This is a genomic window from Nonomuraea sp. NPDC047897 (assembly GCF_043204415.1).
Lineage (GTDB): Bacteria > Actinomycetota > Actinomycetes > Streptosporangiales > Streptosporangiaceae > Nonomuraea.
This window is the reverse complement of record NZ_JBIDCC010000008.1, coordinates 289424-311219: the sequence shown is the minus strand read 5'-3', so window position 1 is coordinate 311219 and position 21796 is coordinate 289424. Positions and strand designations below refer to the sequence as shown.

The window sequence follows — 21796 nt, the reverse complement described above, 5'->3', positions numbered from 1 at the left end:
AGGTGACACGTGCGCAAGGTGTGAGCCCATGAGCTCAGTCGTTCTCGACAAAGTGACCAAGGTTTACCCAGGCGGCTACCTGGCGGTGGACAGGATGAACCTGAAAGCCGGCGACGGCGAGTTCCTGGTGCTGCTGGGTCCCTCCGGTTGCGGCAAGTCGACGCTGTTGCGCATGATCGCCGGCCTGGAGGAGATCACGGCGGGTGACCTGTGGCTGGACGGCGAGCTGGCCAACCACCTCGCGCCGCGCGAACGCGACGTGGCCATGGTTTTCCAGAACGGCGCCCTCTACCCGCACCGCACGGTCCGCGGCAACATGGCCTTCCCCCTGGAGATCGCCAAGGCCGATCCCGCGCAGACCCGCGAGCGGATCACCGAGCTGTCCAAGGTCCTGCAGATCGAGGAGACCCTCGAACGCCGCCCCGGCACGCTGTCCGGCGGCCAGCGGCAGCGGGTCGCGATGGGCCGGGCGATCGTCCGGCAGCCCAAGCTGTTCCTCATGGACGAGCCGCTGTCCAACCTCGACGCGGGCATGCGCACCGAGCTGCGCATGGAGATCTCCTCGCTGGTCAGGTCGCTCGGCGTCACCACGATCTACGTCACCCACGACCAGGTCGAAGCGCTCACGCTGGCCGACCGGATCGCCATACTCAACCGCGGGGTGCTGCAGGACGTCGGCACCCCGGCCCAGATCTACAACGACCCGGCGACGGCGTTCGTGGCGGCGTTCCTCAACTCCCAGCAGCTCAACCTGCTGGCCGCCACCGTGCACACGCCGCAGAACCAGTACGTGCTGCTCGACTTCGGGCCGCACCGGCTGATCATCCCGTGGAGCGATCCTCGGGCGTACGCGGTCTCGCAGTACGTCGGCGGGCACATCCTCGTCGGCGTGCGCCCCGACGGGCTGGCGCCGGTGCCCGAGTCGTACGACGGTCCGGCGTTCTTCGGGCGGGTGCGGGCGCTGGAGTACCACGGCCACGAGTGGCTCGCCTACATCGAGTGCGGCATGCCCGCGGTGCCCGTGCCCGAGCCGCCGGACCCGCGCGTCAGCGCCCGGGGCCAGGACCGCACGGGCAGGCTCGCCGACATGGTGCGCCGCCTGTTCGGCGCCCGCGAGGAGCAGGCGGCGCACGAGCAGGCGGCGCAGGAGCAGACCGGCCAGCACCCCGGCAGCGGCACCCACCGCCGCGCCGACGTGATCGTCCGGCTGGGCGGGCGGCCGGCGTGGCGGGCCAACGACGCCGCCAAGGTGGGCGTGGACCTGTCCCGCCTGATGCTCTTCCGTCCCGACGGCTCACGCATCGACCCGCCCCGCCGCTGACCCGGCGCCCGGAACGCGGAGATCAATGGCGTTTCGGGGACAGATGTGTACTGTCGGGAGCAAGATTCTTCCCCGACCGTCTGGAGCCGTTCGAGATGTCGCTGTGGAAGGCACTGGAAGGCGCGCGCGTGCTGGACCTCGCGCAGCCGCTGCGCACGGGCATGCCACAGTCCCCCAACCACCCGCCGTTCCGGATGACGCTCGAACGCCGGCACGGCGACCGCGTGCGGCCCGACGGCGGCTCGGCCGCGGCCGAGTTGATCGTCACCGGCGGGCACGTCGGCACCCACGTGGACGCCCTCGCGCACGTGTCGCAGGACGGCCTGCTGCACGGCGGCCGGCCCGCCGCCGACGTCATGTCGCACGAGGGGTTCAGCGCGCTCGGCATCGACGCCTTCGAGCCGTACGTCGGCCGCTGCGTGCTGCTCGACGTGGCCGCGGCGCACGGCGTGGACACGCTGCCGCCGGGCTACGAGGTGACGGCCGGCGACCTGGCCCGCGCCGCCCGCGACGTGGAGATCCGCGAGGGTGACGCCGTGCTGGTGGGCACCGGCTGGTCGCGGCTGTGGCCCTCCGGGGAGGACTTCACCGGCCTGCGCGACGGCGCACCCGGGCCCGGCATCGGAGCGGCCCGCTGGCTGGCCGAGCGGCGCCCGCGCGTGGTGGGCGGCGAGACCATCGCCTTCGAGCACGTCCGCCCCGGCCGGGGGCACGCCACGCTGCCGGTGCACCGGATCATGCTGGTGGAGGCGGGGATCAACATCGTGGAGACCATGCGGCTGGCGGACCTGCTGGACGCGGGGGCGCGGGAGTTCGTGCTGGTGCTGAACCCGTTGCCGATCACCGGCGCCACCGGCGCCCCGGTCCGGCCCCTCGCCCTCCTTTGACCCCCTGCCCCCTCCCCTGACCCCCTCCTCCCCATCCGCCGGCGCAGCCCCCAGGAGGCATCGTGACCACGCACGTGCAGCGGCTCGCCGCGTTCGCCGTCCGCTGCCGCGACCAGGGCGTCCCCGAGCGGGTGCGCGAGGACGTGGCCGGCCGGGTGACGGACGTGCTGGGCAACTGCCTGGCGGCCCACGCCGACCCCGACGGCGACGCCGCGCCCGCGGTGCTGCGCGCCGTGCTCCGCTGGGGCGGCGCCGGTGAGGCGACCGCGGTGGGCAGCGGCCACCGCCTGCCGGCGCCGGCCGCCGCCCTGATCAACGGCACGCTCGCGCACGCCCTCGACTACGACGACACCCACCTGCCGTCCGTGCTGCACCCGAGCGCCCCCGTGGTGCCGGCCGCGCTGGCCGCCGCCGAGGCCGCCGGCGCCGACGGCGCCAGGCTGGTCGCGGCGGTCGCGGCGGGCATCGAGGTGTGCAACCGGCTGGGCCTGGCCTCCTACCTGCCGGAAGCGCGCAACTCGCTGTTCTTCGAGCGGGGCCAGCACGCCACGTCCATCTGCGGCACGCTGGGCGCGGCGGTCGCGGCCGGGCTGCTGTTCGGGCTGGCCGAGGACGGCATCGCGCACGCGGCCGGGGTGGCGGCCAGCATGGGCGCGGGACTGCTGGAGGCCAACCGCACGGGCGGGACGATCAAGCGGGCGCACTGCGGCTGGGCCGCCCACGCCGGAGTGTCGGCGGCCGTGCTGGCGCTGGAAGGGGTGACGGGGCCGCCGACGGTGCTGGAGGGCAGGTTCGGGTTCTTCGCGGCGTGGCTGGACGGCTGCTACGACGAGTCGGCCATGCTGTTCGCGCTGGGCCGCCGGTGGGAGCTGCTGCGCACCGTCTACAAGCCGTACCCGACGAACCACTTCACCCATCCCGGCATCGACTGCGCGCTGGCGCTGCGCGACGTCCTCCACCTGCGCGGCCTGCCGCCCGCCGAGGTGGCGGACGTCGAGCTGGGCGTGGCCGCCCCCGTGCTGCGCACGATCGCGGAGCCGCGGGAGGACAAGCTCCGGCCGCGTTCGCCGTACCACGCGAAGTTCTCCGGCCCGTACACGGTCGCGGCGGCGCTCCTCGGCGGCGGCGGGCTGGGCCTGGCCGCCGACGACTTCGCCGCCCTGACGCCCGAGCGGCTGGCCCTGGCGGCGCGCGTGCGGTGCGTGGCCGACGAGCGGGCGACGGAGATCTTCCCGCGCGCGTTCGCCGCCGTGCTGCGGGTGCGGCTGCGCGACGGCACCACGCTGGAACACCGGGTGGACTCCTCGCGGGGCGGCCCGGAACGGCCGTTGACGCGGGAGGAGCTGGCGGTCAAGTTCCGCGCGAACGCGGGCCGGGCGTTGCCGGCGGACCAGGTCGAGGCGCTGCTCACGGCAGCCCGCGACCTGCCGGCGTCGCCGTCGCCGGAGGCGCTGCTGCGCCTGACGGTCGCCCGGCCGCGCTAGCCGTCAGGGCGGCGGGATGGTCCAGCGGGGGCCGTCGAGGGTGTCCTCGACGAGTACGCCGCCCTTGGCCGTGTCGCGACGCGCGCACCTGGTGACGGCGGGCTCACCGCCACCCCGCGTTGAGCCGGGCGGCCTGGCGGGTGAGGTGGTCGCGTTCGGGGAGGCTCTGCGCTGATCGGGCGGCCTCGGCGTAGAGCCGGGCCGCCGTCGCCAGGTCGCCGTCGCGCTCGTGCAGGTACGCCGCGGCGGCGGTGTGGCGGGGCAGGGAGGGGTCGAGCTCCGCCAGGGCGGCCAGGCCCGCCCGCGGGCCGTCGGCCTCGCCGACCGCGACGGCCCGGTTCAGCCGGGCCACCGGGTTGCCGGTGAGGCGTACCACCTCGTCGTACCACTCGACGATCTGCACCCAGTCTGTCTCCTCGACCGTCCGGGCGTCGGCATGCAGGGCCGCGATGGCGGCCTGGGCCTGGAACTCGCCCAGCCGGTCGCGGGCGAGGGCGGCCTGGAGCATGTCCACGCCCTCCCCGATCAGCCGGATGTCCCACAGGCCGCGGTCCTGCTCGGCGAGCGGGATGAGCCTGCCGCCGGGCCCGGTCCGTGCCGGGCGCCGGGCGTGGTGCAGCAGCATGAGGGCGAGCAGGCCCGCCACCTCCTCGTGCCTGGTCCTGGCCGCCAGCAGGCGGGTGAGGCGGATCGCCTCGGCGGCGAGGTCCACGGCGCCGGAGTACCCCTCGTTGAAGACGAGGTAGAGCACGCGCAGCACGGTGGCGACGTCACCGGGCCGGCTGAGCCGGACGGACGAGACCGTCCGCTTGGCCCGGCTGATGCGCTGCGCCATGGTCGCCTCCGGCACGAGGTAGGCCCGCGCGATCTGGCGCGTGGTCAGGCCGCCGACCGCACGCAGCGTCAACGCGACGGCCGAGGCCGGGGTCAGGGACGGGTGCGCGCACAGGAAGTACAGCTGGAGCGTGTCGTCCACCTCCTCGCCAGGACCGGGCACGGGCTCGCCCTCGACCAGCGCCTCACGGTGCCGCCGGGAGGTGTCGGCGCGGGCGGCGTCGAGGAACCTGCGCCACGCCACGGTGACCAGCCAGCCCTTGGGGTCGCGCGGCGGGTCGTCCGGCCAGACGCGGAGGGCCTCGATCAGGGCGTCCTGCACGGCGTCCTCGGCCGTCGCGAAACCGGCTCCGCGACGGACGAGGACACTGATCACCGTGGGGATGAGGGTCCGTAGCCCGGACTCGTCCACCGTTTCGTCACTCCGTGATGGTCGGGCGCGCGGACAGGAACGGGCGCACCTCAAGCCACTCGTGGATCGGCTTGCCGCCCGCCCCCGGAGCCGCGGACAGCTCGGCCGCCAGCTCCAGCGCCCGCTCGTAGCCGTCGACGTCGATCACCATCCAGCCGGCGATGAGGTCCTTGGTCTCCGCGAACGGGCCGTCGGTGACCGGCGGCCGCCCCTCGCCGTCGTACCGGACGAACGTGCCCTCCGGGGAGAGCGCCTGGCCGTCGACGAACTCGCCGGTGCCCTCGAGCCGGGCTGCGAAGTCCTGCATGTACTGCAGGTGGGCCGAGAGCTCCTCCGGCGTCCACTGGTCCATCGGCACGTCGTTGACCGCCGCCGGCGCGCCCCGGTAGTGCTTGAGCAGCAGGTACTTGGCCATGATGTTCTTCTCCTTCGTCCGATACGGCCGTTGCGGCCGGTGTTCATGGCGGGGACGGAGCCGGGCGCGGATTCTCGACATTTCGCAGCCACGAAGTTCGTGCAGGCTTGTGTGCGGCCGGTTCAGGATGTCGGCCGGTCCCGCCCATCCTCGGCGCGCCGCGCTCATCGAGCAGGTTTCGCCGCCGTGTCGAGGTTCACCAGATAGCCGACGAACTCCAGGCCGCCCTGGCCCGGCGGCCACTTGTCCGCCTCCTTCACGACCGACAGCATCCCGGACCCCCGCACCGGATACAGCGCATCCTCATCGGGGACCGGCGCGTACCGACAACGGACAGCGGTTATCGCCAGCACCGTCGCCTCGACGCGCCGCCCGTCCGTCCCGGCGTCGCCGTGCCGCTCTTCCGCCCACTGGACGTCATCGGCGGCCTCCCCCAGCACGTCGGCCAGCCAGCCGCGATCGGCCGGACGCAGTCTCCAGGACACGCGTGTCCCCACCCCGAACGGATCGCCGCAGCACTGCAGTTGCCACCCGTCGACCCAGACAATCATGCTCCCACCGTAGGCCCTCACCGGGCGGGACGTCCGGCCTGACCTCTTCGGCCGCTCGTCTGGCTGCCCGCCTGACGGGTCGCCTCGCGGGCGTCAGGCGCGGGCGAGGCGGCGGCCGAGCGCCTGCATGGGGCGCTCCACGAACCGGTACGCCAGGGCGCTCACCCCCACCACCACGGCCAGGGCCAGCGCCGACATGGCCAGTTGCAGCGGGAGCGGTGAGCGGCGCAGGTCTCCGGTGATCTCGTAGAAGTACTTCAGCAGCGGATGGTGCACCAGGTAGAGCGAGTAGCTGATCAGCCCCAGCCACGTGAGCAGCCGCGGCAGGCGGCGCCCGCGCAGCGCCATCGCGGCGGCGAACGTGGCCGCGGCCAGCGCGAGCGTGGTGATCCACACGTCCGGCTCGACCCACCACCAGCCCGACATGACCGCCCGGACGGGTGCGACGGCGACCAGCGCGGCGGCGGCGGCCACCGGCCAGAGCGTGCCGCGGCCGCGTTCCCAGCGGTGCACGGCGGTGCCCGCGAACATCACGCCCAGCACGGTGACGCCCATCCACGGCACCCGGCTGCCCAGCACCAGGAGCGTCACGCCCATCAGGCCCAGCGCGCACGCCCCGGCCGCGCGGAACCTGCCCGAGACGACGCAGGCCAGCCCGGCGGCGAAGACGGCGGCCGAGGCGTAGGCGACCCAGCTGCCCGTGACGACGGCCCCGGCCATGGCCACCCCGACGACGACGGAGCCCGCGGCGAACAGCACGGCCAGCAGCCCGCTGCGCCGGTGCACGCCGGCCACGAACAGCGCGGTCACCAGGAGGTAGAAGACCATCTCGTACGACAGCGTCCACATGGTGTCGGCGACGCCTCCGACGCTCACCACGTCGAGCAGCATCGTCGCGTGCCCGGCCACCGCCGACCCGTCACGGGGCACCTCCCCTCGCACCGGCACCCACCACGCCAGCCCCACCACGAGCGCCGTGACCGCGAGGTAGAGCGGGTAGAGGCGGAAGGCGCGGCCGATCCAGAACCGGCGCACGTCCCCGTGCCGTTCCAGCGACGCCGGGATGATGTAGCCGCTGACCAGGAAGAACACCGTGATCCCGTAGACGCCGAGGCTGAACCAGAACGGCCGCAGCGACGGCAGGAACCATGGCAGCAGGTGCTCGGCGACCACCGCCATGGCCCCGATGCCGCGCAACGCGTCCAGCCACGCCAGCCTGGCGGCCCCCTCGCGACCGGCCGCAGATGGGCTGGTCACGGACGGGCCTGTCACGGACGTGGACGGCCCCGTCGCGGAGCCGGGCGCTGCGGAGGCGGGTGGGGGTGTAGGCGTGGCAGGGTGCGTGGGCTCAGGTGGCGGCTGGGCGGCGGCTGATGACACCCGCCCCAACCTACCCATAACCGCTCAGGTGATGCGATGCCCGCTCAGAGCCGGGCAGGCCGGGTCCGCCCCATTGTCGGTGAGGGTCGACATACTGCCCAGGTGATGGACGAGATACAGCGCCGGTATGCCGACTTCCTGCACCGCAACCCCTACCTCACGCAGGCCACCTGTTGGACTGTCGTGCAGCCGATCGCCTCCCCCTTAACGGTCGAGACCATCGCCGAGCGACTCGGTGGACGGCCTGAGGACCTGGAGCCCGAGCCCGACGACGATGTGGACGAAGCCGACTACGAAGGGGCTTTCCACATCAGCCACGACGACGCGTCGTTCATCCTCTATGAGGACAACGGCTACCAGGGCAACCGTCCGGAGGTGCTGCGGCGGCTGAGTGACGGCGCCCGCGTGCTGAGCCTTTTCTGGAACATCAACGGGACGGCCCGGCTGACGTACGCCGCTTACGGCACGATTGTCACCGCGTTGGACCCAAGCTTTCCCGGTGCGCGATGGGGTAAGACGCCGCACATCCTCGATGCGGAGCTCGCGATCCTGGAGGCGGCGGCCGAAACTGGCCACTGGCAGGCGGCCGCAATGGCCGTCGTCGAAGCCGTCACCGGAGTAGGACTCGATCTGCCTGACGCGAGCGCGCCGCGACTGCTGCTGGAGGAGACCATCCCGGATGACCCGCGCGCTCCGAGCGTGCTGGGCACCGTCGATCCCGATCTGGACGTTCGGCTGCGCCTGGCACCCGAGCCCGTCCAGACCGCGGTGATCCATCGCGTCGTCAACGCCTACGTCGCGGCAACCGGCCTCGCGGGCGAACCGATGGTCCGGGAGGCGCTCGACCGCCTCGTGACCGGCGGCGGTGACGCCAAGCGCGCAGGGGCCGACCTGACGCCGCTCCTGGCCCGGCTCATGGAAGATCGGCGTGACCGGCAAGGAGCGGTTCTTGCGGAGGACCACCCTGTTTCGCGCCGGTTCTGGGCGGCGCGGGCTCTGGATGAGGCCATGCCGGGACACACATGGCCTGATCGCCTGGATGCGCTCGCCAACGCGCCCCTGATCCTCGGCGACATGTGGCCGGCGTTGCGTGCCCAGCTCAAAACCATGATCGGTGAAGGGGCGGGTTCACCGTCCACCCGCGCTCCTCAACCGTCCGAATAGCTGTGCCCTGGACGCCACGCGCCGCTACGAGGGAGAGGCGGGCAGCAGCGCGGCGACGACGGCGACGATGCGCGCGGCGCGCTCCAGTTCGGCACGGTGGAACACCGGCCCGTCGGCGCGGGCGACGACCACGTGCAGCCCGTGCGCCGCCACCGGCAGCAGCATCAGCCGCAGCTTCTCGGTCACCCGCGTGGCGGCGCGCAGCGGCGGCTCGGGGAGTTCGAACGACGGCGGCGCGGCCAGGCTGGCATGGCGCACGACGCCGCCCGACAGTGCCAGCGACCACTCGGCCCCGCACAGTCCCGGCAGGGCGTCCACCAGCGTCGCCACGCCGCGTGACGGCTCCGCCGCGACGTGCATGAGCAGGTCGTAGTCCGGCGCCGCGCCGGGCACGTCCCTCGTCGGCCAGACCCCTTCGACCCGCACGCCGGGCATGCCGGACAGCCGGTCGCGCACCTCGTCCGTCGTGGCGGCGCCGGGCCAGGACACGGTGAAGTCGTCCACGGCCCGTCCGGCTTCGCGTTCGAGCACGGTGACCTGCAGGATGTCGGCGCCCAGTGCGCCGAGCGCCCGCGCGACCTGCCCGAGGCAGCCCGGCCGGTCCGGTAGCGACACCCTCAGTCGCAGCAGCATTGCCGCCCCCTTTCCAGAGGCTCTCACAGTGCCGCTCCAAGATTTCGGGCACGTTCCAGACACATGTCACACATGCTGCACTTATGTCCAAGCATGCAGGGTTACGTGTGGATTGTCACGGGCCGAATCGGGTCGTCAGGCGAACACGTCCTGCTGATACCGGCCGCTCTCCTCCAGCGCCGCCAGCCACGCCTCCCCGCCGCGTCCGGCGCGCCCGCGGTGCAGCGCGAGGAGGGCCCTGCGCACGGCGGGCGCCATCCGCAGCCCGTCGCCGCACACGTACACGTGAGCCCCCTGCTCCAGCAGCTCCCACACGGTGTCCCCGGCGGCGGTGAGCGCGTCCTGGACGAACCGGTGCGGGTGTCCCGGCACGGCGGAGAACGCGGTGTGCACGGTCACCCCAGGCGCGCCGCCCCACGCCTCCAGCTCCTCACGGTAGAGCAGGTCGTGGTCGGGGTGTCGGCACCCGGTGAACACCTCGGCCCGCCCGGTGGCGCCGGTCAGCGCCCGCTCCTCCAGGAAGCCGCGCAGCGGCGCGAACCCGGTGCCGGGCCCCACGAGGATGACGGGCGTGGCGGGGTCGTCCGGCAGCCGGAACGGCGGCGCGGGCTCGCGGACGTAGCCGTAGAACGTCTCCCCGGCGGACAGCCCGGCCAGGTAGGCCGAGCACATGCCGTGGTACTCGCCGCTGCCCGACCAGGCCGGCCCTTCGACCAGGCCCACGGTGATCCGCACCCGGCGCGGGTCGGCCAGCGGCGAGGACGACACGGAGTAGTAGCGCGGCTTGATCGGTCCGGCCATCTCCAGGAACGCGGCCAGCGGCAGCTCGATCGCCGGGAACCGGTCGAGCAGCGCCAGCGGCGAGACCCGCTTGGCGAGGATCTCGTCGGCGTAGCCGGCGGACAGCGCGGCCAGCCGGCCGCGCGTCCACGGGCAGGAGGTGTGGGCCGCGAGCGTGTCGAGGTCGGAGCGGGTGGCGACCTCCTGCAGCTCGGCGAACTCGGTGAGCAGCAGCCCGGCGGTGACCGGCCGGTCCACGGGCAGGTGCGTGGCGGAGCGCGAGCGCAGCCGCACCACCTGCTCCCTGGGGACGCGCAGGCAGCGCAGCGCCCACTCCACCAGCTCGGGGTCGTTCTTGGCGAAGACGGCCAGGTGGTCGCCGGCGTGGTAGGTGACGCCTTCGGGCAGCTCGGCGACGATCGAGCGGACGCCGGGCCGCGGCGCCTCCACCGAGAAGTCCCACAGCCCGGCGGGGTCACGGGTGAGCTCCTCGTTCGCGACGACGGTCAGCGGGAAGGCCCGCGTGGACACCACCGCGGGCCGTACCTCGGCCTCGGTGAGCACCTCCAGCTCGTAGCGGGGGCCGGCGTCCTCGGCGGAGGCGCTGTACTCGGCGGCGAGCGCCGCCCACAGGCCGGCCGTCCAGGCGGAGACGTCGCCGTCGAAGTCGCCGTCCGCGTCGGCCTCGCCGCGCTCCACCAGCGGCACGGCCCCGGCGGCGACGAGCTTGTCGCCGGCGCGGCGCGGGAACGCCTGGTAGGTGGGCCACTGGGTGTTGCCGCAGCCCAGCACGGCCAGCCGCACCCCGGACAGGTCGGGCAGGCGCTCCAGCGCGTCGAAACGCTGCGCGTTGTCGGGCGCCTTGCCGTTGTAGGAGGAGGCGACCACGACGAGCACCCCCTCGGCGGGCGGCTCCAGCTCGTCCAGCGTGGTCAACGTGGCGGCGAACCCCGCCCGGCCCGCCCGCTCGGCCAGCCGTTCGGCGATGTCGGAGCAGGTGCCGAGGTTGGAGCCGTAGGCGACGGTCAGCGGCACGCCGGTGACGGCGATGTCCTGCTCGGTCTCCGGCGTCGTGGCGTGCTCGTCCGCCGCGGCCGGGGCGAACCGCTCGTGCGGCGCGCGTTCGCGCACCCGCAGCGTGAAGCCCTCGGGCTTGAGGGTGAGCGTCTGCTTGATCTTCATCCGGTACGCCGCGGGGTCCGACACGGCGAAGCGCCGCAGCACCATGGCCAGCGCGAGCCGGGCCTCGGTGAGCGCGAACTGCCGGCCGATGCAGGCCCGCTCGCCGTTGCCGAACGGCTTGTAGGCGGCCGGGTGGTGCTCCGCTCGCCGCTCGGGCAGCCAGCGGTCGATGTCGAACTCGTCGGGCCGGTCCCAGGCCCCGGGGTGGCGGTGCAGCGCCGGCAGCAGCACGACCAGCGGCTCGCCCCGGCGGATCGGGTAGCGTCCGCCGATCGTCGTGTGGGACTCGGCGGACACGGCGAAGGCGGGGATGGGCGACCAGACGCGCAGCGTCTCCTCCAGGACGCGGGCGATCACGTCCAGCTTCATCACCGTCTCGTAGGAGGGCGGCTCGTCGCCCGGCAGCATCCGGTCCACCTCGTCGTAGGCGAGGGCCAGGGTGTGCGGGTTGCGCAGCAGGTTGTACAGGGCGAAGGAGAGCAGGCCGCTGGTGGTCTCGTGGCCGGCGATCAGGAAGGTGAGGACCTGGTCGCGGATGTTCTCGTCGGACAGCCGCTCACCGCTCAGCGGGTCGGACGCCTCCAGCATCAGCCCGAGCAGGTCCCTGCCGCCGCCGCCGTCGGCCCGGCGCCGCCGGATCACGTCGTCGACCAGCTCGCGCATGGTGGCGATGTCCCGCCGGTAGGTCTCCTCCTGCCCGCGCCGGAGCCTGGTGACGAGGGGAAGCTGCTGGTTGCGGAGCATCGCCTCGGTGAGCGCGCCGCCCATGGCCCGCAGGAAGGGGTGCAGCTCCGGCGAGCCGAACGACTGGAACCGGTAGCCGAACCCGGTGAGCGAGATGGTGTCGAGCGTCAGCCTCGTCATGTCGTCGGACACGGGGAGGTCCTGGCCCTGCCGGGCGGCCCACGAGGCGACGAGCTGCTCGGCCACCTCCAGCATCTGCGGGTAGTACGCCTTCATCGACCGCTGGCTGAACGCCGGCATGAGGATGCGGTGCGCGTGGCCCCACACGGGGGTGTCGATGTCGGCGGTGAACAACCCGTCGCCTGCGAAGTCGCGCACGATCGTCAGCGGCGGCTGGATCCGCTTCCTGAACCGCGTCTCGTCGCACAGTTCCTCGACCAGGTCGGGGTCGTAGACGAACGTCACCTTCCGGCCGACGATGTCGAGCCGGAACAGGCCCTGCTCGTAGCGGCCGGCGAGCTCGGTGAAGTAGGCGGCGGGCGAGTGGGAGGGGATCTGCAGCGTGTTGCCGAGGAGGGGCAGGCCCTGTGGGGCGGGGATCTCCATGAGCACTCCGTGATTTCGCAGGCAACGGCAGCCATACGGTGTATGACTGCAGCTATCATACGGTGTATGGCTACTGGTGCGCGCAGGGGTTCTCCCCTCACCCCCGAGGAGATCTACGCCACGGCGCTGCGCCTGGTGAACGAGGGCGGCGTCGAGGCGCTGTCCATGCGCAAGCTCGCGGCGGCCCTCGACGTGAACCCGATGTCGCTCTACCACCACGTCGAGAGCAAGACGGCGCTGATCGACCAGATCTGCCTGACCATGGCCGAGCGGCTGGAGATCCCCGTCATGGACGGCGCCCCCTGGCAGGAGCGGCTGCGCGCGCTCGGCCACGCCTACCGGCGGCTCGCCACCACCTACCCGGCGCTGTGGAGGTACGTGCACACCCACCCGGAGCTGATCGCCGCCCGGGAGGGCGGGCTGTGGGACGTGTTCCTGCCGATCCTGCGGGCGGCCGGCGTGCCCGAGGAGGAGCTGCTGCGCACGGCCGACGTGCTGCACGGGTTCGTGACGGGCCTGATCATGAACCAGCAGAACGGGCACGTCGGCGGCGACCGGTCGCCGGAGGCGATGGACCGCATGTTCGAGGCGGCCGTCGACCTGATCGTCGCCGGACTGGCCGCCCGTCACTCCCCCGCCGGCTGACCCCGAGGACGGCTGACCCGGAGAACGGCGGACCCGCCGGACGGGTGGGACCCGTCCGGCGGGACGGCTGTCAGGCCAGCGACTCCTCGACGAGGTCCGCCGCCCGGGTCGCACCGCCCTCGGCCCGCACCTCGGCGCTCAGCGCCGCCGACCGGCGGGCCACCTCGGGGTCGCCCGTGAGGTCGAGCAGCGCCCCGCGCAGCGCCTCGGCCGTGGCGTCGGCCGTGTCGATCCGCCGGGCGACGCCCAGCTCGACCAGCCGGTCCGCGTTGGCGAACTGGTCGACGCCCTGCGGGACCGCGATCATCGGGACGCCCGCGTACAGCCCCTCACCGCTGCCGCCCATGCCCGCGTGCGTGACGAACGCGTCGGCCTGCAGCAGGATGGCGAGCTGCGGCACCCAGGAGTGCACCTCGACGTTCGCCGGGATCGGGCCCAGCACCGCCGGATCCGTGTGGCGGCCGATCTGGAGCACGACGTGCCAGCCCGGCAGGTCGCCGAAGGCCGCCAGGCAGCGGCGGTAGAACTCCGGCTGCCGGGTGTAGGCCGACCCGAGCGAGACCAGCAGCACCTTGTCCGCCCCGGCCGGGCGGGTCCAGCCGCCCTGGTCGAGCCGACTGCCGAGGCACGGACCGACGAACGTCACCGTCTCGGTGTCCACCCGGTCGGCGTTCGGCTGCATGGCGCTCGGCACCACCGCCACGGCCCGCCCGGGCCGGCCGGGGAAGGCGTCGACGTCGGTGGTGACCGCCCCGGACCCGGCGAGCCACTCGGCGAACACCGCCCGGAACTCGTCGGCCCCCGGCAGCGCCCACAGGTGCGCGGCCACCTCCTCCTCGTACCCCTTCCACGCCACGTACGTGGGCGAGAGCTGCACCATCGGCCGCCCCTGGGCCTCGGCGAGCGCCCGCGCGGCGTAGGCGCCGATGTCGTAGAGGTAGACGTCGGCCGGGTCGGCGTCGTAGGCGGCGCGCAGTTGCGGCAGCATCCGGATGTTGTCGTCGAGGAAGACCCGCATCGCCGCGATGGGGTCCTCCGGCCAGTCGTTGTCGGCCACGGGCAGGCTCGACGTGTACGGGACCAGCTCGGCGCCGGTCGGCTCGATCAGGTGGGCCACGGCCGGGTCGTTGGCGTAGGTCACCCGGTGCCCGCGCGCCACCAGCTCGCGGATCACCTCGATGCCGGGCAGGACGTGGCTGACGGCCGGGATGCCGACCATGGCGACATGCTTGCGATACATGGGAAGACTCGTTTCAGATCAGGCTGTCAGGGACATGCGGGCACGCCGAGAGTCGTGACGACGCGTCACGGGCGTACCCGGCTGCGGGGCTCGACGGCCCCGGGGCCTGCTAGCCGTAGATCTGAAGCATGTGCATGCCGATGACCTTACCAGGGGCCTCCGAGGCGACGCCCTCCCCCGGCCCGGTCAGCGGGTGAGCCGCCAGACGGAGAAGGAGGGGCCGTCGCCGGGGAGGGTGTCGGCTGCGGCGCCGGCGGCGACGGTCAGGCCGGTGGTGTGGACGGCGGTGGCGGGGGCCGGGAGGGGCAGGGGCCGGCCGGGGGCGCGGCGGGCGCAGACCAGCAGCGACTCCTCCGCCGTCTCCCGGACGTGGACGAGGCAGTCGCGGTCCGCGTGCAGCCAGCGCAGGCCGCCGTGCCGCAGCGCGGGCTCGGCGCGGCGCAGGCCGAGCAGGGCGCGGTAGCCGGCCAGCGTCTCCGGGTCCTGGTCGGCGGGCCGGTTCCAGGGCATCGGGGTGCGTGAGTGCTCCCCGGTCACGCCGGTCAGGCCGAACTCGCTGCCGGCGAAGACCATCGGCGTGCCGGGCAGGGTGGCTTGCAGGCCGAGGGCCACCAGGTGACGGTCACGGGCGCCGGTGACGGTGCGGATGCGCGGCGAGTCGTGGGAGTCGAGGAGCTGCCAGGAGTGGGTGAGCGAGCGCCACGACATGTGGGCGGCGAAGGTGCGCAGCGTGGCGAGCGTCTGCACGCCGTCGCGGGACGGCACGCCGCCGGGCACGCCGAGGAAGTGGTCGAGGTCCAGGTCGGGGCCGCGCAGCCAGGACCAGACGGGGCGGGTGAAGCCGCCGTAGTTCATGGTGCCGTGCCAGCCGTCGCGGTCGAGGTCGGCTGAGGCGTCGTGGTTGTGCTCGGCGATGAGGGCGGCGCCGGGGCCGAGTGCGCGCCGCAGCAGCGCCGCGACCTCGTGGGTGTGGTCGTCGGAGCCCAGCCGGCCGGTCATGTTGGCGACGTCGACGCGCCAGCCGTCCAGCGGTCCGAGCCACCGGGTCAGCACGGCGGGCACCCGCTCGCGGACGAGGTCGCTGCCCCAGTTGAGCTTGGGCAGGCTCTTGACCCCCCACCAGGACACGTAGTCGCCGGTGACCGGGTCGAAGTAGAACATGTCCCGTTCGGGGGCGTGCACGTCGGACACGGCGGCGGTGAACCACGGGTGGGCGTCGCCGCAGTGGTTGGTGGTGATGTCGCCGAGCAGGCGCATGCCGCGGGCGTGCAGCGCGTCGGCCAGGCGGTGCAGCGCCTCGTCGCCGCCGAGCAGCGGGTCGATCCGGTCGAAGGCGGCGGCGTCGTAGCGGTGGTTGGAGCGGGCGGGGAAGATCGGCGTCAGGTAGACGGTGTCGGCGCCGAGCGCCTCGATGTGGTCGAGGTGCCGGACGACGCCGTCGAGGTCGCCGCCGTAGAACTGCTGCGAGGTGCCGGGCCCGGACGGGATGACGGGGTCGTGGTCCCAGTCGCGGGGCAGCGCCCATCCGGGCAGGGGGCGGTCCTGCCCGGAGCGGCCGAAGCGGTCGGGGAAGATCTGGTAGACGATCGCGCCGGCCAGCCAGCCGGGCGGCGGTTCGTGGGTGACGAGCCGGAAGTCGGTGGCGTCGGTCACGTCGTGGGCGACGACGCCGGCCGCGGTGAGCCAGAGCTGGCCGGGCCCGGCGGGCGGGCCGGCGGTGCGCAGCAGGAAACGGTAGCGGGTGACGGGGTTGGCGGCGGTGATCTCCGCGCGCCACCACACGTCCGTGGCCCCGTATCCCGATATGTCCCAGGATGTTCGGTCGGGGTCCACGGCCGCCTCGGTGTAGCGCGGCTCGCCGTCGCAGACGGCGCGGACGTGCACGCCCGTCACCCCGGCGGCCCGGGGCGTGCGCACCCAGACCGTGACCGGGGCGCCGGGCGACGGCGCCGGCTCCGAGACGTACAGGGCGGAACCGTCGTGGTGCGGCTCGGCGAGGTAACGCAACGCAACTCCCCCCGGACGCGGGCGCGTCCTGCTAACCCTTGACCGCCCCGGCCGTGAGGCCGGAGACGATGAACTTCTGCAGCCACAGGAAGACCCCGACGGTCGGGATCGCGGTGATGAGCGTGGCCGCGGCGAACATGCCGAAGTTGGCGTTGCGCTGGTCTCCGGCGATCATCCCGAACATGCCCACCGCGAGCGTCTTGCTCTCCGGGTCGCGCAGGAAGACGTTCGCCATCAGGAACTCGCTCATGAAGCCGATGAACGCCAGCAGCGCGGTGACCGCGAGGATCGGCGTCACCAGCGGCAGGATGATCCGCCAGAAGATCTGCGCGTGGGTGGCGCCGTCGACGGTGGCGGCCTCGTCGAGCTCCTTGGGCACGGTGTCGAGGAAACCCTTCATCAGCCAGGTGTTCACGCCGAGCGCGCCGCCGAGGTAGAGCAGCATCAGGCCCCACACGGTGTTGAAGCCGAACGGCGGGTACAGGTCGGTCACCCGGGTGAAGATGATGAAGATCGTCACGATGGCCAGGAACTGCGGGAACATCTGGATGAGCAGCAGCGCCAGCAGTCCGACCCTGCGGCCGCGGAACCTCATCCGGCTGAAGGCGTACGCGGCGAGCATCGACAGCAGCAGGCTGGCGAACGACGCGGTCAGCGCGATGAAGACGGAGTTGAGGAACCACCGGGCGAACGGATGGGTCTCGGAGGCGAACAGGTCGGCGAAGTTGGCCAGGCTCGCCCCGGTGGGCAGCAGCTCGGTGGAGGCGAGCGTGCCCAGCGGGTTGATCGCCGCCGACACCACGAAGACGATGGGCGCCAGCGCGAACGCGCACACGACCAGCACGAAGACGTGCCTCAGCGCGATCTTCACGCGTACACCTCCTCCTGCTTGCGGGTGCGCCGGAAGGCGACCGTGGAGATGACCGCGACGATGGCGAAGATGAACACCGAGATCGCGGCCGCGAAGCCGAACTGTGCCCCGCCGGCGCCGAACGCCAGCCGGAACGTGTAGGTGATGAGCAGGTCGGTCGCTCCGACCTGCGGGTTCTCGGCGGGGAACGGCCCGCCCTCGCTGGTGAGCGCGATCGCGTTGAAGTTGTTGAAGTTGAACGCGAACGACGAGATCAGCAGCGGCGTCAGGGCGACCAGCAGCAGCGGCATCGTCACCCGGCCGAACCCCTGCCAGGGCGTCGCCCCGTCGATGGAGGCGGCCTCGGTCAGCTCGCGCGGGATGGCCTGCAGCGCGCCGGTGGTGACGAGGAACATGTACGGGAAGCCGAGCCACAGGTTGACCAGGATGACGGCGAACCGGGCGGTGACGGGGTCGCCCATCCAGTCCACGTCCAGGCCGAAGAGCTGGTTGATCAGGCCGAAGTCGCGGTTGAACATGTCGCGCCAGACCAGCAGCATCGCGAAGGCCGGCATCGCGTACGGCAGGATCAGCACGATGCGGTACACCTTGGTGCCGCGCATGCGGGGATGGTGCAGCGCCAGGGCGACGGCCATGCCGAGCGCGAAGGTGGTGACGACGGAGCCGACGGCGAAGGCCAGGTTCCAGGCGAAGACGCCGAAGAAGTAGCCGCTGATGGTGGGGTTGGTCAGCACCCTGGTGAAGTTGTCCAGGCCGACGTTGACCTGCCAGCCCTGTGCGAGGTGCTCGCCCCGGGCGTTGACGAAGTAGCCCTGTGTCTCGTCGGCCGTCCAGGTGTCGCCCTCGCCCTTGACGCAGTCGCAGGCGGCGTCGTAGGTCAGCGCGGCGCGTCCCTCGACGGCGCGGCTCAGCCCGTTCGCCTTGATCAGCCCGCCGGGGGTGGGCACGGACAGCGCCTCGATCTCGCGGGCGCGGGCGGCGGACTCGGGCGCCGTGAGCACGGTGAACCCGGGCGCCCGGACGACCTTGCCGGTGATGCCGACCTGGGCGCCGGTGACGGGGGCGAGGCCCTGCCCGGTGCCCGCCTGGACCTGCTTGGTCGCGGGATCGACGAGCAGGAACACCAGGTTCCCGTCGCGCAGGGCGGCGGTCAGGGTGTACTCCGGCGAGCCGGGGGCCTGCCGCACGGAGCCGGTCTCGATGGCGGTGACGGCCGCCTGCTTGTCGCCGCGGTGCCCGTCGCCGAAGTTGGTGAAGGCGGTGCTCACCGTGTAGAGGACGGGGAACACCTGGAAGGCGATGAGGAACACCGTTCCGGGGATCAGGTACTTCGCCGGAATGAAGCGGCGGGTCAGGTAGAGGTAGCAGATGACCGCGCTCACCACGCCCACCAGCGCCAGGGAGACCCACGAGCCGGCCGCGACCAGCGGGGGCACGGCGTAGAGCAGGATCGCGGCGGCCACGGCCAGCACCGCGATCCTGCTCACCACGAAAGCCGTGGTGATCTCCCGGCGGGGGCGCGGCGCCTGCTCGGCCACCGCGCTCTCACGCACGTCCAGGGCCATGACGTCAGTTCTTGAGCGAGCCGTCGACGGCCTTCTGGGCGGCCTCGGCGGCCTTGGCGGCGTCGCCTCCCTTGACGACCGCCGCCTCGGCGATGCCGAACGGCTCCCAGATGGCCGCCATCTCGGGGATGGCCGGCATCGGGAAGCCGTCCTTGCCCGCGGCCATGAACTTGCCGGCGTCGGGGTCGGCCGCCTGCACCTCGGTCAGCGCGGCGGTCAGCGCCGGCGGGCGCGGGTCGGCCTCGTACAGGGCCTTGGCGACGTCCTTGTTGGTGACGTAGTTGGCGACGAACTCCTGGGCGAGGGTCTTGTTCTTACCCTTGGCCGCGACGAAGAACGTCTGGACGCCGACGAAGGGGGTCGCGGGCTCGCCGTCCTTGAAGGCGGGGACGGGGGTGATGTCGTAGCCGAAGCCGGCCTTCTTGACCTCGCCCATGGCCCACGGGCCGGAGACGAGGAAGGCGCACTTCTTGGAGGCGAAGCTCGGGATGTAGTTCTCGTTGGTGATGGAGGTCTTCAGGGCGGCCTCGCCCTTCTCGCCGAGCGCCTTCAGCTTCTCGAACGCCTTGACCGACTCGGGCGAGCCGACCAGCACCTTCTTGGGGTCGGGGTCGCCGGTGGAGGTGGCGCCGAACAGCGCGCCGCCACCGGAGGCGAAGATCGGGTAGGAGTGGAAGGCGTCGCCCTTCTGGCCGACGGGCAGGCAGAGCACCTCCTTGACCTTGCCGGCCTTCTTCAGCTCGGTGCCCTTGGCGATCAGGTCCTCGACGGTGGCCGGCGCGTCGGGGGCGAGGTCGGTGTTGCGGATGAGCGCGATGTTCTCCACCGCGTACGGGGCGCCGTACACCTGGCCGCCGAAGGTGACGGCCCTGAGCGCGATCTCGGAGAAGGCGGCCTTCTGCTGCTCGGTGAGGTTCACCGGGTCGATGGCGCCGTTCTGCACGAGGTTGCCGATCCAGTCGTGCGCGCCGATCATGATGTCCGGGCCGCTGCCCTGCTGGGAGGCGGTCAGGAAGGTCGTCTGGTTGTCCTTGCTGATCTCCTTCACCTCGACCGTGACGCCGTTCTCGGTGCCGAACTGGTCGGTGAAGGGCTTGAGCGCCTTGACCCGGTTGGGGTCGGCCCAGATCACGAGCTTGCCGCCGCCCTGGCCGGCCGGGGTGCCGGCTCCGGTCGACGTGGCGGGCGCCGCCGAGGGCGCGGCGGACTGACCGCCGCCACAGGCGGTGGCGGTGATGGCCAGGGTCGCGAGTGCGGCCACGCCCAGAGCTGGCTTGCGCATGAGACCTCCTGAGGTCACGGAGGGGGCGATGACACGCGCCATGCCACCGCCGAAAAAGATCGTTTGTGGCCGCGATGCGGCTGGTGTGTCGGGGACGTTATCGGCGTTTTGCAAGAATTGGAAGAACTTGCAGAAAGCGTTACCTGATTCAGACCTGTCACGGGGCATCCTTGACCCGGCGCAGGCCCGCTGACGGGCACCGGAGACCGAACCCGCAAGTTTCCGCAACTTCCACTTGACCTGTTGCAAGCCGCCGCGCCATCCTGCACCAGACATCTCGCACATATCGGGGAAGGACGACCATGCTCGGCAACGACGACTGGTGGCGCGACGCCGTCGTGTACCAGGTGTATCCGCGGAGCTTCGCCGACGCGAACGGCGACGGCATGGGCGACCTGCCCGGGGTCCGCGAGCGCCTGGGCTATCTGGCCGCGCTCGGCGTGGACGCCCTCTGGCTCAGCCCGTTCTACACCTCACCGCAGGCCGACGCGGGTTACGACGTGGCCGACTACCGCGACGTGGACCCCAGGTTCGGCACCCTGGCCGACTTCGACGCGCTGGTGGCCGACGCGCACGCGCTGGGCATCCGGGTGATCGTGGACCTCGTGCCCAACCACTCCTCCGACCGGCACCCGTGGTTCCAGGAGGCGCTACGCGGCGGGAACCGCGACCGCTACATCTTCCGCGACCGGCCCAACGACTGGGAGTCGATCTTCGGCGGCCCCGCCTGGACGCAGGTCGAGGACGGGCAGTGGTACCTGCACCTGTTCGCCCCCGAGCAGCCCGACCTCAACTGGGACAACCCGGAGGTGCGCGCGGAGTTCCGCGACATCCTGCGCTTCTGGCTGGACCGGGGCGTCGACGGCTTCCGCGTCGACGTGGCGCACGGCATGGCCAAGGCCGCCGGGCTGCCGGACGTCGGGCCCAAGGAGGGCCGCCAGGCCGAGCTGCTGGGCGACGAGCGGGTGCCGTACTTCGACCAGGACGGCGTGCACGACATCTACCGTGAGTGGCGGCCCATCCTCGACGCCTACCCGGGCGGGCGGATGGCGGTGGCCGAGGCGTGGGTGTCCTCGCCCGAGCGGCTGGCCCGCTACGTGGGGCCGGACGAGCTGCACCAGGCGTTCTCGTTCGACTTCATGATGGCCGACTTCCACGCCAAGTCGTTCCGCGGGGTCATCGAGAAGGCCCTGGCCGAGGCCGAGCTGGTCGGGGCGCCGACCACCTGGGTGCTGTCCAACCACGACAAGCCGCGCCACGTCACCCGGCACGGCGGTCTGGCGCGGGCCAGGGCCGCGACGCTCCTCATGCTGGCGCTGCCCGGCTCCGCCTACCTCTACAACGGCGAGGAGCTGGGCCTGCCGGAGGTGCTCGACCTGCCGGACGAGCTGCGCCAGGACCCGGCGTTCCGGCGCAGCGGCGAGAGCCGCGACGGCTGCCGCGTGCCGCTGCCGTGGACGAGTGAGCCCGGGTGCGGTTGGCGTGACCCGTGGCTGCCGATCCCCGACTCCTGGCGGGCGCTGTCGGCCGAGGCCCAGGAGGACGACCCGGACTCCACGCTGAACCTCTACCGGGCCGCGCTGCGCCTGCGCAAGGAGCACCCCGCCCTCGGCGGGGGCGAGCTGGCCTGGATCGACTCCCCCAGGGACGTGCTGGCGCTGGAGCGCTCGCCGGGCCTGGCCGTGGTGCTCAACACCGGCGAGCGGCCGGTGGAGCTGGCGGAGCTGGGCGTGGCGGGCGAGGTGCTGCTCTCCAGCGGCCCGCGGCGTGGCGACGGCACGGTCGCCCCCGACACCACGGTGTGGGTGCGGCGCTGACCCGGCGGCCGCGGGTCCCATCCAGAGCTTGGAACA

17 protein-coding genes are annotated in these 21796 nt (G+C 72.7%); 6 read left to right on the top strand and 11 right to left on the bottom strand.

What is annotated here, in order from left to right; genetic code table 11:
- Nucleotides 1-28: 28 nt before the first annotated feature.
- The 3 genes from ACGF0J_RS20250 to ACGF0J_RS20240 all read left to right on the top strand — a co-directional run bounded on the left by ACGF0J_RS20250 (nt 29) and on the right by ACGF0J_RS20240 (nt 3692).
- Entirely contained in the window at nt 29-1321 is a 1293-nt protein-coding gene (locus ACGF0J_RS20250) for an ABC transporter ATP-binding protein (protein ID WP_393147868.1), read from the top strand.
- Between the two features lie 95 nt (nt 1322-1416).
- Complete coding sequence (locus ACGF0J_RS20245; protein ID WP_393147866.1) at nt 1417-2208, top strand: cyclase family protein; 792 nt, start codon at nt 1417-1419, stop codon at nt 2206-2208.
- Nucleotides 2209-2270: 62 nt separating this feature from the next.
- Complete coding sequence (locus ACGF0J_RS20240) at nt 2271-3692, top strand: MmgE/PrpD family protein (protein ID WP_393147864.1); 1422 nt, start codon at nt 2271-2273, stop codon at nt 3690-3692.
- Between the two features lie 103 nt (nt 3693-3795).
- Here ACGF0J_RS20240 and ACGF0J_RS20235 read toward each other — a convergent pair whose 3' ends face one another.
- From ACGF0J_RS20235 to ACGF0J_RS20220, 4 genes are all read right to left on the bottom strand, one after another.
- A complete protein-coding gene (locus tag ACGF0J_RS20235; protein WP_393147862.1) occupies nt 3796-4938 on the bottom strand; it encodes an RNA polymerase sigma factor in 1143 nt (380 codons plus the stop codon).
- Nucleotides 4939-4945: 7 nt separating this feature from the next.
- Nucleotides 4946-5353, bottom strand: coding sequence for a YciI family protein (locus ACGF0J_RS20230; RefSeq protein WP_393147860.1), 408 nt, complete (start codon nt 5351-5353; stop codon nt 4946-4948).
- Nucleotides 5354-5517: 164 nt separating this feature from the next.
- Complete coding sequence (locus ACGF0J_RS20225; RefSeq protein WP_393147858.1) at nt 5518-5904, bottom strand: DUF6578 domain-containing protein; 387 nt, start codon at nt 5902-5904, stop codon at nt 5518-5520.
- 93 nt (nt 5905-5997) lie between these two features.
- Nucleotides 5998-7161 (bottom strand): acyltransferase family protein, encoded by a 1164-nt coding sequence (locus ACGF0J_RS20220; protein ID WP_393147856.1) that lies wholly within the window; start codon nt 7159-7161, stop codon nt 5998-6000.
- Nucleotides 7162-7389: 228 nt separating this feature from the next.
- Here ACGF0J_RS20220 and ACGF0J_RS20215 point away from each other — a divergent pair, with 228 nt between their 5' ends.
- Nucleotides 7390-8448: a DUF6461 domain-containing protein gene (locus tag ACGF0J_RS20215; RefSeq protein WP_393148079.1), complete on the top strand. Its 1059-nt coding sequence runs from the start codon at nt 7390-7392 to the stop codon at nt 8446-8448.
- Nucleotides 8449-8472: 24 nt separating this feature from the next.
- Here ACGF0J_RS20215 and ACGF0J_RS20210 read toward each other — a convergent pair whose 3' ends face one another.
- A complete protein-coding gene (locus ACGF0J_RS20210; protein WP_393147854.1) occupies nt 8473-9081 on the bottom strand; it encodes an amino acid-binding protein in 609 nt (202 codons plus the stop codon).
- A 135-nt stretch (nt 9082-9216) separates the two neighbouring features.
- Nucleotides 9217-12333, bottom strand: a complete 3117-nt coding sequence (locus ACGF0J_RS20205; protein ID WP_393147852.1) for a bifunctional cytochrome P450/NADPH--P450 reductase — start codon at nt 12331-12333, stop codon at nt 9217-9219.
- A gap of 66 nt (nt 12334-12399) precedes the next feature.
- Here ACGF0J_RS20205 and ACGF0J_RS20200 point away from each other — a divergent pair, with 66 nt between their 5' ends.
- Nucleotides 12400-12978, top strand: a complete 579-nt coding sequence (locus ACGF0J_RS20200) for a TetR/AcrR family transcriptional regulator (protein WP_393147850.1) — start codon at nt 12400-12402, stop codon at nt 12976-12978.
- Nucleotides 12979-13048: 70 nt separating this feature from the next.
- Here the strand turns inward: ACGF0J_RS20200 and ACGF0J_RS20195 are convergent, their stop codons facing one another.
- The 5 genes from ACGF0J_RS20195 to ACGF0J_RS20175 all read right to left on the bottom strand — a co-directional run bounded on the left by ACGF0J_RS20195 (nt 13049) and on the right by ACGF0J_RS20175 (nt 19943).
- On the bottom strand, nt 13049-14218 hold the full coding sequence (locus tag ACGF0J_RS20195; RefSeq protein WP_393147848.1) for a macrolide family glycosyltransferase: 1170 nt from the start codon (nt 14216-14218) through the stop codon (nt 13049-13051).
- A gap of 186 nt (nt 14219-14404) precedes the next feature.
- Nucleotides 14405-16225, bottom strand: a complete 1821-nt coding sequence (locus tag ACGF0J_RS20190; protein WP_393147846.1) for a glycoside hydrolase family 13 protein — start codon at nt 16223-16225, stop codon at nt 14405-14407.
- 31 nt (nt 16226-16256) lie between these two features.
- Nucleotides 16257-17096: a sugar ABC transporter permease gene (locus ACGF0J_RS20185; RefSeq protein WP_393147844.1), complete on the bottom strand. Its 840-nt coding sequence runs from the start codon at nt 17094-17096 to the stop codon at nt 16257-16259.
- A complete protein-coding gene (locus ACGF0J_RS20180) occupies nt 17093-18661 on the bottom strand; it encodes an ABC transporter permease subunit (RefSeq protein WP_393147842.1) in 1569 nt (522 codons plus the stop codon). Before ACGF0J_RS20180 ends, ACGF0J_RS20185 begins: the two co-directional genes overlap by 4 nt.
- Before the next feature lie 4 nt (nt 18662-18665).
- Nucleotides 18666-19943 (bottom strand): extracellular solute-binding protein, encoded by a 1278-nt coding sequence (locus ACGF0J_RS20175; protein WP_393147840.1) that lies wholly within the window; start codon nt 19941-19943, stop codon nt 18666-18668.
- Nucleotides 19944-20245: 302 nt separating this feature from the next.
- Here ACGF0J_RS20175 and ACGF0J_RS20170 point away from each other — a divergent pair, with 302 nt between their 5' ends.
- Entirely contained in the window at nt 20246-21760 is a 1515-nt protein-coding gene (locus tag ACGF0J_RS20170) for a glycoside hydrolase family 13 protein (RefSeq protein ID WP_393147838.1), read from the top strand.
- Nucleotides 21761-21796 lie beyond the last annotated feature (36 nt).

What these genes read in the sequence shown, in the direction of transcription:
- ACGF0J_RS20250 (WP_393147868.1), top strand. Translation starts at nt 29, where the DNA reads ATGAGCTCAGTCGTTCTCGACAAAGTGACCAAGGTTTACCCAGGCGGC.
- ACGF0J_RS20245 (WP_393147866.1), top strand. Translation starts at nt 1,417, where the DNA reads ATGTCGCTGTGGAAGGCACTGGAAGGCGCGCGCGTGCTGGACCTCGCG.
- ACGF0J_RS20230 (WP_393147860.1), bottom strand. Translation starts at nt 5,353, where the DNA reads ATGGCCAAGTACCTGCTGCTCAAGCACTACCGGGGCGCGCCGGCGGCG.
- ACGF0J_RS20225 (WP_393147858.1), bottom strand. Translation starts at nt 5,904, where the DNA reads ATGATTGTCTGGGTCGACGGGTGGCAACTGCAGTGCTGCGGCGATCCG.
- ACGF0J_RS20215 (WP_393148079.1), top strand. Translation starts at nt 7,390, where the DNA reads ATGGACGAGATACAGCGCCGGTATGCCGACTTCCTGCACCGCAACCCC.
- ACGF0J_RS20210 (WP_393147854.1), bottom strand. Translation starts at nt 9,081, where the DNA reads ATGCTGCTGCGACTGAGGGTGTCGCTACCGGACCGGCCGGGCTGCCTC.
- ACGF0J_RS20205 (WP_393147852.1), bottom strand. Translation starts at nt 12,333, where the DNA reads ATGGAGATCCCCGCCCCACAGGGCCTGCCCCTCCTCGGCAACACGCTG.
- ACGF0J_RS20200 (WP_393147850.1), top strand. Translation starts at nt 12,400, where the DNA reads ATGGCTACTGGTGCGCGCAGGGGTTCTCCCCTCACCCCCGAGGAGATC.
- ACGF0J_RS20195 (WP_393147848.1), bottom strand. Translation starts at nt 14,218, where the DNA reads ATGTATCGCAAGCATGTCGCCATGGTCGGCATCCCGGCCGTCAGCCAC.
- ACGF0J_RS20180 (WP_393147842.1), bottom strand. Translation starts at nt 18,661, where the DNA reads ATGGCCCTGGACGTGCGTGAGAGCGCGGTGGCCGAGCAGGCGCCGCGC.
- ACGF0J_RS20175 (WP_393147840.1), bottom strand. Translation starts at nt 19,943, where the DNA reads ATGCGCAAGCCAGCTCTGGGCGTGGCCGCACTCGCGACCCTGGCCATC.
- ACGF0J_RS20170 (WP_393147838.1), top strand. Translation starts at nt 20,246, where the DNA reads ATGCTCGGCAACGACGACTGGTGGCGCGACGCCGTCGTGTACCAGGTG.